Below are 13,852 nucleotides of genomic sequence, written 5' to 3'. Positions count from 1 at the left end.
ATGTCGCGACTTTCACTTTCGGACCGCGACAGAATGAATCAAGAACTTGATCTTACGCCAGACCCTCGCGTGCTGCAGATGCTCGGGGAGATCAACCTTCATCAATGGCGTTGCGTCGCCGAGCTGGTGGACAATGGCATCGATGCGCTGGTCGAGGCCGCGCGATCCGGCAATCCCGTCGAGAGCCCCGAGATCACGATCACGATCCCGACGTCGGACAAGCCTAACGCGCAGCTCGTCGTCCGAGACAATGCGGCCGGCATGTCCATCGACACGCTTGAACACGCCGTAAGGGCTGGTTGGACCGGCAACGACCCGCTCACCAATCTCGGACTCTTCGGCATGGGGTTCAATATCGCGACGGCCCGATTGGGCGGAGTGACCGAGGTATGGACGACCCGCGAGAACGACCCCGAGTGGGTGGGTGTCCGCATTGACCTGAACGAACTCAGGACTTCGCGGACCTTCAAAGTGCCGCGTCGGACGAGGCCAAAGCTCGATCATTCCACGCACGGTACTGAGATCATCGTGAGCAAGCTTAAGCCGGAGCAGAGGCAATACCTGGCGCGGTCGGGGAACCTCGCGACGATCCGTCGGCATCTCGCCCGTTCCTATTCGTCGCTGCTGCAGGCGTCTCAGGCCGGTCGGATCCGTTTCAAGGTGAACGGTACCAATCTTGAGCCGAGGCGACACTGTCACTGGGACCCGGACCGCGAGGTCAAGCTGCCCGACGGTACGGAGGTCAACGCGGTCGAGACCTTCGACGTGAAGCTGGCGCCTCGCCGCTACTGCACCAGTTGCATGCGGACACTGGCGAGTGACGAGGACGCCTGTCCGACGAATGCTCCGGAGTGCCGTGTGGTCGAGAGGGAACGACGTGTGCGGGGCTGGGTGGGCCTGCAGCGCTATCTCCACAAGTCCGATTTCGGCATCGACTTCATCCGCAATGGCCGGAAGATCGAGATCGGCTCGAAGGATCTTTTCGCTTGGACGGACGGCGACAGCGAAGAGATCGAATATCCCATCGATGACCCCAGGAACCGCGGGCGGTTCGTGGGCGAGGTGCACATGGATCACTGCCGGGTCAGCTATACCAAGGACCGGTTCGAACGCGATGACCCTTCCTGGCAGGAGATGGTCAGCATCGTCCGCGGCCAGGGACCACTCCGCCCACTGACGGCGAAGCAGAGGGGTTATGCCGGAAACACCAGCCCGCTCTACAAGCTCTTCCAGGCCTTCCGACGGTCGAGTCCGCAAGGCAAGAACGGTCTCTGGTCCAGGATCCTCGTCGTGAAGGACAACGACCGTGCCGAACAGATGGCCCAGTCTTTCCACGCGAACGACCCTGACTACATTGAGGACCACGCGTGGTGGGAGCTCGTCAAGGAACAGGATCAGGCGATCCTCGGGGATCCGACCGGTGACGGCGCTGAGATTCCCGAAGGGTTCCTCGACGAGGACGGGGAGGAGGATGAAGCCACCGTTGAGGGCGATTATGGTCAAGGTGACGAGACCGACGATGGCGCTGCGAGCCCGGATGTCGAGCGGACGATGGTGCATGAACTCTCGCGGACCTACACGCATCCGACCTATCGGGTGGACTACGAGGTGGAGGCGTTCGCGACCGAGGCCGACAACCCCGGATTGACCGCGAACTCCCCGTGGACCTTCGGACTTAGTGACGTCGCGACAAGGACGTACGAGTTCCTCTTCGACGCGAAGCACGAGGTATTCAGGTCCAGTACGATGACGCCGCTGGACGCCCTTCTGCTCGAGCTTGCCGTGCAGACACGCGAATTCCTCAGGGGCGAGTTGCCTGATCTCACGTTGGCAAACGTCATCTCCGGATTTCGCGGCGCCTATGCCGTCGCGACGAGGCTGGATCCGTCCGAGATCATTTCGCAGGCCAACGCCACGCTGGACGAGTTCACGAAGGCGTTGCCGGAGATCTTCCCGAGTGACCGTGCCAGGGAATTCTATGACGGCCTCACCGTTCAGGACCGCTCCCATATCGTACGCAAGGTCGCCGCGCGTGGAGGAGCGTCGATCGACGAGATCGTGGAAGAGGGGCGCTTCTGGGAGTTCACGGATCCTCATGGCGCTCGCGACATGGTCCGTAAGCATCCGGAGTTCTTCTTCGACGGCAATTACTGGGACGACCCATATGCTTCGCTGAGCTTCGACGACGATGTCGTCGAGGAGGAAGCGCGCCAGAGAGTCATCGCTCGGTACGAGGCCTACCTCGTGGATGCCATATGGCTCGCCAGCCAGTCTGCGCGCGACATCGAGCTCGCCAACCGGGATGTCCTCATTCGCGCGACATGTTCGCTCAGGCTGCTCCGGCCGGACGTCGAAGGGTGAAGCACGGTCGGTTCCTCGACGACCGAAGACTGCTTTACGGACCTTGGCAGGCGTTCGAGCGCGACGTCGCGAGGCTGCTCTCGACGAACGGCTTCGGCGACGTGCGGATCGTCGGGGGAAGCGGCGACCGAGGCGGCGACGTCCTCGGTAGGAAGAACGACGAACTGTGGGTAATCCAGTGCAAGTACACCCGCAATGGATACGCGAGCGCGTCCGCCGCGGACGAGGTGGCCGAGGCGGGCCGGTTCTATCGGGCAGACAGGATGTTCGTCGCGCTTTCGAGACCTGCGGGTCCAGCGCTGCGCGAGGCGATCGCGAAGTGGGCGAAGATCGGCGTGAAGATAGAAGTCCTCGAGCCGCGAACCCTCGAATTGATGTGCGCTCGCGGCCCCGAATATCCCGCCTCGCGACGCGACCTGCGAGACTATCAGGAGGAGGCCGTTCAGCGCTTCGAGGAGGCCATGCGGGAGACCGGTCGGGGACAGGTGGTGCTGGCGACCGGACTCGGCAAGACCGTCGTCATGTCCGAACTCACCACGCGCCTTTTCGAGGACGGGAACGTCAAGGGCAATCGCGCCCTTGTGATGGCGGCGACCCGCGAACTCGTCGATCAGCTTGAGGTGGCGTTCTGGAAACAGCTGGCGACCTCCATACCGACGCATCGGCTCGCGGGCGGCGAATTCCCGTCCTTCTGGGATGGCGTGACCTTCGCGACCGTACAGAGCGCGGTGGCGCGGCTCGACGAACTGCCCGATTTCGGACTGGTCCTCATCGACGAGGCGCACCATGTCGGCTCCAACTCCTTCCGTCAGGTTACGGATCGGATGGAGGACGCCATGATCGGTGGCGTCACCGCGACCCCCTGGCGCGGTGATGGCTACGACATCGACACCCTACTCGGCCAGCCCGCGCTCCAGGTGGGGATCGCGGAAGGTCTCAGGCGGGGATTTCTGTGCGAGGCCGATTACAGGATGTTCGCCGATGATATCGATTGGCAGTTCGTGCGAGAGCGTTCGCGCAATCAGTATTCGATAAAGCAATTGAACCAGAGGCTCCTCCTTCCTACCCGGGACGAGGAAGCAGCGCGCAAGATCAGGACCATCTTCGACGAGGAGCGACGGCGATCGGGCATCGTGTTCTGCCCAACGGTGCTTCATGCGAAGAGTTTCGCTGGAATGCTTGGTCTGTTCGGTTTCAGGAGCGCGGCCATGACCGGCGACATGACGGCTAGGGAGCGCGACGAGGTGATGGCCGGCTTCCGGTCCGGAGCGCTCGACATCGTCACGACCAGGGACCTGTTCAACGAGGGGGTCGACATCCCCGATGTGGACCTGGTCGTCTTCATGCGCGTCACGCACAGCCGACGCATATTCGTCCAGCAGCTGGGACGTGGACTACGCACGAGCCCGCTGAAGGACAAGGTGGTGGTACTTGACTTCGTGAGCGACATCAGGCGCATCGCCGAGGTCATCCAACTCGAGAAGGGTTCGAGGGGCGACATCGAGCGGTTGCGTCTCCCGGGCGTTATCGAATTCCGGGATGCGAGTGCTGGCGGGTTCATGCTCGAGTGGATGAAGGATCAGGCTGACCTGCTTTCGCGCGAAGGCGATCCGACCCTCGAGTTGCCGTCGTTCGACTTCCCCAAGCCGCATGGCGAGGGTAACGTGCAATGAACATGCCCGAAAGCATGCGACGGTCCATCCGGGAAGCGCTTTGGCGCAGGCTTGATGACCTGGACTGGCCATCGCTCTCGGATCTGGACCATTCCAACTACTATGAACAATGGACCAGGGCCGCGGACATCGGCGGCAAGCTTGGCCACTTCATGGATCCGCGCGCGGTGAGGGTCTACATTAAGGACACCCTCGTGAAGGACTATGCGCGCGAACGCCTGCTGAGCAGCGGGTCTAGCGTGCTGTCCCTTCTCGGGATTCCACCGGACAGCCCCGTGGCGCGCGAATTCATCAAGCCGCACGGGGTACTGCTGGTCGATGGTTCGCTTGTTACCTGGGGTAACAGTCGGGACTGGAAGCACCTCGTCATGGCGGCGTTCGAGCGCCGGCGCTTGCGCGGGGGCGGGGACGCGACCGCCCTTGTCATCATCGAGACGGGGAAGACTGCCGACCCTGAGGATCGTGAACTCGTCCGCGAAGCGGCCACGCGTCTTGGCGTGAACCCGCTGATATGGTGGGACTGACCATGCGCGCGCTCCTGCATGGATGGTATCCCAAGTCCTCGGAAGAGGTTGCGGACCTGTGGGATTCCGCAGTCTTCGTGCCGGACGCGAACATCCTGTTGCACACCATCAGGCATCCGTTCGCGGTTCGCGAAGACCTGTTCCAACTCTTCGCCGCGCTCGGACAATCGCTATGGGTCCCTTATCAGGCGGGGCTGGAATTCCACCGCAACCGATTGGCGGTCCTACGCTCGGGTCACGAGGCTTATGATCAGATCCTCCGTGGGTCGGAGAAGAGCCTTGCTCAGCTGAGGGACCAGCTGCGGCAACTTCGCGCCCATCCGACGATCGACATCGATCGCGAGCTTGCCGCGCTCGCGATGTATGGCGACGACTTCCGGCGACGGATCGAAGCCGCGAGGGCGCAGCACCCCGACCAGGAACTGGAGGAGGCCGTCGGGAGACTGTCGGACATCTTGGAAGGCAAGGTCGGGGATCCTTGGCCGGCCGACGAGCTGGCGAAGGTGAAGAAGGAAGGCGAGGCGAGGTACGCCAGGCAGCAGCCACCGGGATACAAGGACGCGGGAAAGGACGGGGACGAGTACCGACGTTACGGCGATCTCATAATCTGGCGTGACATGATCCGTGTCGCGACGGAGCAGGAGCGGCCAGTCATCTTCATCACCGACGACGTCAAGGAGGATTGGTGGTGGATACATGCCGGCAGGAAGATCGGGCCACGTCCCGAACTGGTCGAAGAGTTCGCCCGGTCGTCCGGCCAGAGGTTCCACATGTACGAGTTCAGGAACTTCGTAAGGGTCGCAGCGGACAGGCATCCGGAGTTCGAGACGAACCTCGCTACTGTCGAACGCAGCCTGCAGCTTGACAGCGACGCCAGGCGAAGTCGTTGGGAAGCCGAGAGGGAGCGGAACGTCAGGGCGCTGGAAGAGGAGCGGGAGGCGGTGATCGGTGCGCTAGCCGGAACCTTCGACGCTGCCGATGCCACGTTTCTCTCAGATCTGGACAAGCCGGCTCTTCGGGCTCGATTGGCCGAGATAAACGAAGCGCTCGGCGTTCACCCTTCAAGGCCCGGCGCCGGGGATTAGGAGAAGTTGCCTGCGGATTGTTATTCGCTTCGGCATGATCGACCTCGGCAACGAATGCGCGAACCGCTCCTGCGATGGTCGCCCACTCGGAATTAATCATCGTCGGTGAGTTCGGGCCAGTGCCCGAAATCCTTTCCCGCACAGCAGCCCACAGCCGCCCTGCAACGTATGCTCCGCCAATTCGGGCGCGTACCCGTACTCGAATTTTAAGGGCTGGCTGGAGCCCTATCCTCCGACGAGGCATCGGGCGGATCCGGTTTCTGTCAACATAAGGAACGTGACTGTCGCGCTCAGGCCGCCGAGGATGGCCAATCCGCCTACCGCGACAAGCACCTTGCGATGCCATCCGATCCTGTCGTCCAGATCATCAAATAGATCCATGAAGTCGTTGCTGACCGCCGCATAATCGTTCTCAAGCGCTGTCCGTTGTCCTTCTATCTCGCGCGCAAGCGTCCTGAGCGTGTGCCACTGGTTCCTTACGGCAAGCCCGAGAAGCGCGACGAAGATCCAGGCTCCCAACAGCACGGCGAGGTTCGCCCAGAACTCGATACCGCAGCCCCGCGAAGGCTTGAACTGGGTCGCGACGACGATCGTCGCTATGGGAATGCCCAGCAGCTGACCTTGAATGTCCACGATCGTCTTGTGGATCTTGTTCGTATACTCGAGCCTCGCTGTTTCGATCTCCTTCCTGATCTTCGAATACGAGAAGCTCGAAACGAAGAGGCGATAGCCCTTTTCCACTTCATCACAGAGATGGTCGAGGTTGGCGATGATGAACTGAAACCGCTTGGATGGCCGTTGAGCACTGGCGATGTCGATCATGGCCGCAGCGAGCAGATCGGATTTCTCCTGTCGGTGAAGCGGGTCCGCGAATAGGCGCGCTAGTCGGTCAGCATTCTCCATCAGAGACGCCGGCAGGTCGATCTGCTTGAACAGGATCGGCACCACGGTGGTCTCGTTGCCGATGAAGACCATCTCCCTCTGCGATTTGTCGACGAAAGTCGCCGCGTCCGCCAACACTTCGATGACGGCAAGCAGCGCGCGATAGCGGATGAGGATTTCGGGCGCTGGCTGATCGCCGGCAGCGTACTTGAGATCTACGACGAAATAGTTGGCGGGTTCGGCGAATGCCGCGTCGGGGGAGAGGAACAAGGAGTCGAAATCAGCGGCGAGGATACCCAATCTCAGGCTGGGTGCCGCGACATTGATCGCAACCTCAACGCCTTTCATCGGGTCCTGTTGATCGACCAGACTTATCTGTGTCAGATCGTACAGGTCCGGATCGGATTCGATGGCCCGCATGGTGTCCGCCACGTGGTCATTCGCGATCGTAAGGACGCCACCACCTTCGCCGTCGAAACGGGTGTGCCTGTATATTTCGACGAGATCGGCGAAGCCGACGTCAGCCATTTCCCAGGCCTTCGGCGTTAAGCTGTGCCACGAGGTCGTCGGGAAGATCGGTGAGGGTAAGCGTGTTTGCTGCGGCATTGAAGATCACGGCACGATTGCTGACCGCATCTCTATCGAATTCGACCTTCCACTGCTTCGTCCCGCCCCGGAAGCGAACAAGCGAGACGAGTGCCCGGCGATCCGGCACGAACCGGTCGGTCAGCGCGCGGTCGGTGTGCGCGAGAAAATCTCCGAGCTTCTTCGGATCCTTCGGCATCAGTTCGTTGGCGAGCGCATCGAACTCGAGTTCCTCCCTGGCGCGTGATACGCGCTCGCAGATTGCCTTGGCGCGCCCGAGGAACTCGTTGCCCTCCCTCTCCGGCAAGCCCGTGGCAGCCACGAACTCCTTCAAGGCTGTGACGAGGTTGGAAGTATCGACGCGATCCTGGACGACGGAGTCGCAACCGAGGAAATGTCGAAAATATTCGGAGACGTCACCTTTGCCCTTGAGGAAGCTGATGTAGCGTTCCTCGCCTTTCGCCCAAGCGGTGAGGTTGATGCGTCCGGCGAAGCGGAACCCGTCGAGATCAAGGTGCCGAACGTCCCGCACGTCTCGCTCCGAGGTGAGCGCGGCGCTGAGCTTGTCGGTGATGATCGAGACAAGGAGATAGTCACGCGCTTCCCGGCGGAAATGCGCGAACAGTACATGCCCCCCGGTCGAGGCGGACCGCGCTTGGGCTTGATTGCGCAATGTGTCCATCATGCGCGTCGTGAGGAGGAGAAAGTCCTTCTCGGTATCCTCGACGTAATCGCGCACTTGCGCTTGCGTCGGATAACCCTCCGCCGTCGTGAATTTACCATGGGTCTTCGATGCGCGCCGATTATACAGGTCATACAGCTCGTCGATAAGCCTCTGGGTCGTCGGCGTGACGGCAAGCTGCTTGTCTGCGGCGTGGACCTGATACATGCCGTCGCGGCGCTCTATGTCGTGGATTGCCAAGGCTACGATCTGATTCAAAGTGTCGGGTCCCCCGAAACTGGGCGCTCCCTTAACATCGGATGAGCGCCTTCCATTGCGCCACCTCTTAACAACCAAGTGTCGTGAGCGCCAACAACCACATGCAATCAACTGGTATTGCGCATGGGTTTCTCAAGGGCAGCGAGTTGATCAGTAGCCCAAGGGAAGCCCTTACCATACGTATCCTTCGTTCAAGAAGACACGTCGGCGGCTTTTGCCACCCTGATCTTTAGTGCGCGGACGCTTCCGCCAACGCTTGTGTATCTAAGTACTCCCGGATACTCGCGATCTTCTCGTCACGGATGGAGAAGGCGAAGATCCAATCATCTGTCCAGCTAGGGCAGCAACGTCGCCTGAGGTGAGGGCGACCGAGATGGCCAAAGCCAAGGACGCCATCGCCGAGTACCGCCGCGCTGCTGGCGGGAAAACTGGAAGGCGAAGGCGCGGATGGGCCCTTACAAGGCCATCACGCAGGTCCGGGCCATCCGCGCGTTGATATCCCACGCTCCGCAGGACGTCGGGTCCCGATACCGTGAGAACTGGAACAGGCTTCGGGCACTCTCAGCGGTCATGGCACCGCGAGACCACCAGGTGATGCTGAGTGAGGACGGACGAATCGTGACCATCGATGTCGAGCAGGTGGGAAGCGGTCGCGACCTGCCGTCGCTCTGAAAATCCGGGGCTCCTTGCACGGAACACGCAGGCCGACCGATCATGGAGCCGCAAGGTTCAACAGGAATTCGTGCAGACGGACCATGGCGAGCGTGTCGAGATGACAATATGCCCTCAATTCCTTCAAGAGACGCTCCCTTTCTTCCGTCTCATCCGAGGTGACCATCTCACGGAACGCGAGGATGGCGCCCGTCCCGTTATGGACACTGTCTTCGTCATACTCGAGATCCGGGCATACGACCGGTAGGATCTTCTTGATCGACGCCGAACCCTCGAAGGCGGGGTGTACGTAGCCTTTGCGAAAGGGGAGCATCAGGTCCGCGGTCCTGTCGTTCAGGTCCTTCAGGAAACCGGCGTGTCTGGGTAGCAGCTCCGCCATCCGACGGTTGCACGATTTCTCGAAGGTCTGGTTCCATACGATCGCGCTTCCGGTCGTTCCGATCGCCGCCTTGAGGCGATCGACGAGCGCCTCTTCCATCCCGTGGCCGTCGCCGAGGAATTCACGATGCTCCAATGAACCGTCGGCATGTAGGACGTGGCAGGAGAACTGGACGGGGATCTGTTGGTGTGGTCCGTGTCCGCGCGCCATCGGGACGGCGCCGGCTGCCGTTTCGTAATCGTAGAAGTGGAGAGGGTACCTGAGCGAGGACAGGAAAGCCTTCACCTCTTCCGTCCGGACCACGGGCTGCCCGGTCCTCAGCGCCTCGAACGTGTCCAGCTGCGAAGGGGTGACGTCATCGTGCAACATGTCGGCGATGGCCAGCCGGCCTTCGTCGGCGAGGCGGGCGAGGCGAGGGCTCGAGATCCGTGGCAGGAGATGCGCCGAGGGGACCGGGATTTCCGGGTTCAGATGGTGGAACGAGGCACACCGTCTCGATGCCGTCCTGAGCAGGCAGCGGCACCCGCGTTCATCGATCTCCCCCATGGCCAGGAGCCCGAGTGCCTCGTCGATCTCGGCTTCGACCTCCTTTCGGATGGCCTCCAGCTCCTCGTCGACCTCGGCGAATGCGAGGAAGCGCGACGGGTCGAGCTCACCATCCAGCCGATAGTCGGCGTCCACGTGGACCACGCGGACCGATCGGACGATCAGGCCCGCGCGAGCGGCGACGATGGCCTGGAAGCAGGCGTCGACGAGATGGTCTTCTGGGGACGAGGACGATTTCACCTCGTACAGATCGATGGAGCCGTCGCTGTTGCGCCGAAGCGCGTCCACGCGGATGAGGCATCGTCCATCGGAGATCGTGACCTGGAACTCGAAACGCTCCGCATCCGGACGCGTCCTGAGCAGATCGAGCGCGATGGCCTCGACCGCGTATCCGTCCTCCATGAGCAGCCGGTCGTAATCGGATGGTGGTGAACGGGGCACGACGGTCGGCTTTCGGAGCCTGAGCCAGAGATCCTTTGGACATTCCCGGAAAGAAAGGAACTCCGATTTGGAGAGCAGGGCCGCTGGCTCGAGGGAGGATGGGTTCAGCGTCATCGAACAAGCATAGCATCCGGGAACGAGCTGGCAACGAGAAAGTATACTAAAAAGTATACAGGAGTCTCGGTGATGAAGTTTGAGAGAGGCGTTGAGGAAGAGGCCATGCGCCGGGAGTTCCGAGCGCTCTGTGACCGGTGGTCGCTAAGTGACGCGGAGATCGAGGGTCTGCTCGGCCAGGGTGTGGTCCAGCGTGAACGCGCGATGCGAACGGTGCTGACGCTGGATTGCGTGCTTCGGGATCTACCGTTCCGGATGCCAGTCGAGGAATGGCTGCGCGCGCCGGACCCCGTAGGTAGCGACCCGAACCCGCTCTCCTTCATGTCTCGCGGATCGCTTGAACTGGGCGCGATGCTGGAGGCGGCCCGTCGTCGGCGGGCCGGGTTCGAGTCCGGTGGGTCGGGGGGACCTGTATGAGCCGATGGTTACACGGTCGATTGATCCTGGCCGGGCATCTCCTCGGATCCGCGTCTCGCAGGTGAGCTGTGGGTCCGCATCTCGGCGATGGACGTTGTCCTGGAGGCCTCGGGGAGACCGGCTCTTCGCCTTGTCCGAGACCGTGGATGACCCGGAGCGGCTGTCCGGGATCATCGAGACGCGCATCCGCGAGGCTTGGCGGGGGGAGTTCAGGCTCCGGGCGGCGTGGTCTGGATTGGTTCTCGTACGCTTCGTCAGGGCAGCGGACCTGCTTGCCTGGAATCCAGATCATCGGTGCCTTCCGGCCCCGGCATGCGATACGTATTGGGAGCGCGACCTGGCCCTCGAAGTCGCGAGATGGGACACGAGATGTCGGATCGCGGAGATAGCGAGCGATGCGCGATCGAGCGGTCAGGCATGTCGTTCGGACCTGCGCGCGTGGCGCGCGGGTTTCGACCTCCTGCGCAGGCCTTAGGAGTACGCCGCTATCCGGCGCGGGTCATTCCGATCCTCGCCTGGGCCGTCGCGGAAGGTCGGGGTTGGTCACGGTCCGCAACTCGCGCAGGACCTTGCTGAGCGTCTTGCGATGCCATGTGACCAGCCGACGCAAGGCTCCCGCCTTGCGGACGAGCTTGGAGACATCTTTCTGGAGCTTCTCTATCAGCCTGTCTTTGGCCATGCATCCTTGGCAGGTCTCGCGGCGATGGCGGACGACGACCTTGCCGAGGCCGCGAGCTTCGGCGAGGCGCTGGTAGCGCAGCAGGTTGCGGCGGTGGGGGTCGCGGCCCAGGGTCGTGGCGCTCGAACCCATGATCTCGGCGACCTTCCGGATCGTCGGCATCAGCCCCGACTCTATGAGATGCCGGCAGGCGATCTGCAGCTTTCTCGTAGTGTCCCTGATCCGCCGCTTGTCGTAGTCGTCCAGCGACGCCGGGCCGCCGGAGCCGACCGGCATGCTGTCGCGACCCCTCTTGGTCGCTCGTGCGGATGGCGCTGCCGGGTGCGTAGGCAGGTTCGCCTCATCCTCGAGGCCGACGAGGCGCAGGTAGCTCATGCGCCGTCCTCCAGGCGCCCCAAGCGGCGCTCGATGCTCGCGGCCGAGGCGGCGCTCTTCGCTTCCTCTTCGTCCGTATCGTATGTGACGAGGGCGAACAGACCCGAGTGCCCGAGACGCGCGGCCCGGATCCAGTCCGGCACCCCTTCGAATTGCGCTTCCTCATTGAGGGCGTGTCGAAGGTCGTGGATGGTGAAGCGCTCCCAGCCGGCCAGTGCGTAAGCCAGACAGGTGATCGTGAAGAGATCGGGTAACCGCCGGCCCGAATGCGAGAACGTGAGGGGGCCGGGCTCGACCTTCCAGGCCCTGAGGAAATCCGCTTCGACGGTGGGAAAGCGGTCCCGGCCGGTCCTGAAGAGCTCCAGATCATGCAGATCGAGTATTTCGTCCATGGTCGCCCGGTCCACCACGAGCAGCTTCGGCTCGACATCCTCAAGCGGGGTATGGCTGGGGACCTTGGGTATGACCTCTTGCGAGTAGTGAGCTTGGCCCGGAATCATGTCGTCGCGCGTCCAGCGATCGACACGTAGCTGCAGGATCTCGTCGAGCCGGGCCTGGGTCTGTGCGCCGATGGTCACGAGGAGCGCTGCCAGGCGGACGGCGTGGCAGATCTCCAGGAGTGGCACGAAAGACCGTCCGAGAAGCGATGCGTTGCGCGCGAGCGTGGCGCGGGTGTCCGAGAACTTGAGTAGCCCGGAGAAGGCCTCCCGCACCGTCGGCAATCCGTATTTGGAAAGCGTCTCGATCCGTTTCAGCCTCGTCTCGACAGGCAACGAGGCGATCGATGCCTGCGTGAAGTTGCGCGCGCATTCGAGAAGCCAGCATTCCGAGGGTTCCGCTCCGGTGTGCCGGTCCATCGCCAGCAACTCGATGACCGGACCGTCATCCTCTTGGCGGTTGCGGTGGCGCCTGATTGCTTCCCGGGTGGCAATACTGGTTTCGAGCCAGCCCAACGATTCCCATGCGGCTGCGTCCTTCCAGACTCTCAGATGCTGTATGTGCCAGCCTCCGTCATAGAGTCCGCGCCGATCGAGGTTGGGAAGCAGGACCTCGAAGTCCTGATGGCCCCTTCCATCCCCAAGCTGCTTGATCGCTTCGATCGCGCCTTCCGTGAGCGCACGCGCACAGTATGCGCGGTTATCGACCGACGCGAGAATCTCGTCGAGATTGACGCGGACGCGTCGGGTCCTCGTCTTCCGCCATTCCTTCCTCTCTGCGGACGAGGCGGAGGCGATCCGCGTCATGGCTTCCGAAAGTTCCGCCGAGGGCTTGAAGGCGGTGGGAATGTGACGGAGGAAGATGCTGCGCTTCTCGTCCTGTAGTTCTCTCGAATAGCGCGCAAGGGTCGAGGTGAACCAGCCCCAAGCGCGAACCATGTACAGGCGGCTGTAGTTGCTTTCTCCGCTTAGCTCCGCGCCCGCGTCCGAGAGGAGCCACCTGCAAGCCTCGTCAAGGCGCGCGGGTTCCCAGACGGTTTCGCCCCACGCCGCCTCCAGGATCTCGGTGAACTTCCTGAGGTAGAAAAGGATGGTCGCCTGCGTTTGCCAGCGCCTGCTCGATCGGGCGGAGATGAAGGCGTAGAGGACGGCCGCTTCGATCTTCCGGGTGAGCTTGACCGCGTTGTTCAGGACATTCCGCGCCGGCGGCTCGTATTCGTGACCTCTGAGTGGGTCCAGGCTTGTTCGCGGAAGACTGCGGAGATCCTCTGGGAGGACGCTCGCCGCGAGGGACGCGTCGACCTCCGGAACGTCGCCGGCAGCGGCGGCCCAGCGGGTCGTGAGCGCGCTGCGGAAATGCGGCCTGATGGCCTCCTGGATGGTGTGCCATTCGTCGGGCAACTTCGGAAGCCATGCTCTGGCCTCTGCCTCGTTCAGGACCCCGATTTCGGAAAGGACGCCGCCGACTGCCTTGAGCACGTCGAGCGGATGCTCCTCGTCTCTGTCGATTTTGCAGAGTTCCCGAGCGTCCGAGTACAGCTGGAGGTCATGGGGAGTAGTGACAGCACCATGCCTCTCCCGCCACTCGTGATAGACGCCGTCGAGCAGGGTGACCGGATGGATGATCACGAGTTTCCTCTTCCCACCGGGTCGGGTCCAGGACCTCATGACTCCGAGGCGAGCGAGTTCATCGACTGTTGCGGCCCTGACGCTCATCATCCGGGCCGCTGTCCGCTTGGGAA

General features: G+C 62.4%; 10 protein-coding genes. 5 read left to right on the top strand and 5 right to left on the bottom strand.

Annotated features, from left to right (window positions below; all coding sequences use genetic code 11):
* Positions 1–78 precede the first annotated feature (78 nt).
* From P8R33_RS05095 to P8R33_RS05080, 4 genes are read left to right on the top strand one after another with little or no spacing between them, the layout of a single operon-like run.
* Positions 79–2,361, top strand: coding sequence for an ATP-binding protein (locus P8R33_RS05095; RefSeq protein ID WP_278327944.1), 2,283 nt, complete (start codon positions 79–81; stop codon positions 2,359–2,361).
* A complete protein-coding gene (locus tag P8R33_RS05090; protein ID WP_278327889.1) occupies positions 2,322–4,034 on the top strand; it encodes a DEAD/DEAH box helicase family protein in 1,713 nt (570 codons plus the stop codon). The genes P8R33_RS05095 and P8R33_RS05090 overlap by 40 nt, the downstream gene beginning before the upstream one ends.
* Positions 4,031–4,558 carry a hypothetical protein gene (locus tag P8R33_RS05085; protein ID WP_278327888.1) on the top strand — a complete coding sequence of 176 codons (528 nt, stop codon included), beginning with the start codon at positions 4,031–4,033 and terminating at the stop codon, positions 4,556–4,558. Before P8R33_RS05090 ends, P8R33_RS05085 begins: the two co-directional genes overlap by 4 nt.
* Positions 4,559–4,560: 2 nt before the next feature.
* Positions 4,561–5,643, top strand: a complete 1,083-nt coding sequence (locus tag P8R33_RS05080) for a PIN-like domain-containing protein (protein WP_278327887.1) — start codon at positions 4,561–4,563, stop codon at positions 5,641–5,643.
* A 225-nt stretch (positions 5,644–5,868) separates the two neighbouring features.
* On the opposite strand, the gene P8R33_RS05075 is transcribed toward P8R33_RS05080, so the two are convergent.
* The 3 genes from P8R33_RS05075 to P8R33_RS05065 form a co-directional block, all read right to left on the bottom strand.
* Positions 5,869–7,053 carry a hypothetical protein gene (locus P8R33_RS05075; protein ID WP_278327886.1) on the bottom strand — a complete coding sequence of 395 codons (1,185 nt, stop codon included), beginning with the start codon at positions 7,051–7,053 and terminating at the stop codon, positions 5,869–5,871.
* On the bottom strand, positions 7,046–8,050 hold the full coding sequence (locus P8R33_RS05070) for a nucleoid-associated protein (protein WP_278327885.1): 1,005 nt from the start codon (positions 8,048–8,050) through the stop codon (positions 7,046–7,048). The genes P8R33_RS05075 and P8R33_RS05070 overlap by 8 nt, the downstream gene beginning before the upstream one ends.
* Before the next feature lie 712 nt (positions 8,051–8,762).
* A complete protein-coding gene (locus P8R33_RS05065) occupies positions 8,763–10,202 on the bottom strand; it encodes a DUF2779 domain-containing protein (RefSeq protein ID WP_278327884.1) in 1,440 nt (479 codons plus the stop codon).
* 72 nt (positions 10,203–10,274) lie between these two features.
* Between P8R33_RS05065 and P8R33_RS05060 the strand changes: the two genes are divergently transcribed.
* Positions 10,275–10,619, top strand: coding sequence for a hypothetical protein (locus P8R33_RS05060; RefSeq protein WP_278327883.1), 345 nt, complete (start codon positions 10,275–10,277; stop codon positions 10,617–10,619).
* 499 nt (positions 10,620–11,118) lie between these two features.
* Here the strand turns inward: P8R33_RS05060 and P8R33_RS05055 are convergent, their stop codons facing one another.
* Positions 11,119–11,673, bottom strand: a complete 555-nt coding sequence (locus P8R33_RS05055) for a hypothetical protein (RefSeq protein WP_278327882.1) — start codon at positions 11,671–11,673, stop codon at positions 11,119–11,121.
* Positions 11,670–13,739, bottom strand: coding sequence for a hypothetical protein (locus tag P8R33_RS05050; protein ID WP_278327881.1), 2,070 nt, complete (start codon positions 13,737–13,739; stop codon positions 11,670–11,672). Before P8R33_RS05050 ends, P8R33_RS05055 begins: the two co-directional genes overlap by 4 nt.
* Positions 13,740–13,852 lie beyond the last annotated feature (113 nt).

Source organism: Qipengyuania flavescens (assembly GCF_029688735.1).
GTDB lineage: Bacteria > Pseudomonadota > Alphaproteobacteria > Sphingomonadales > Sphingomonadaceae > Qipengyuania.
The sequence above is the reverse complement of the archived record's forward strand: the minus strand, read 5'-3'. Positions and strand labels throughout refer to the sequence as shown.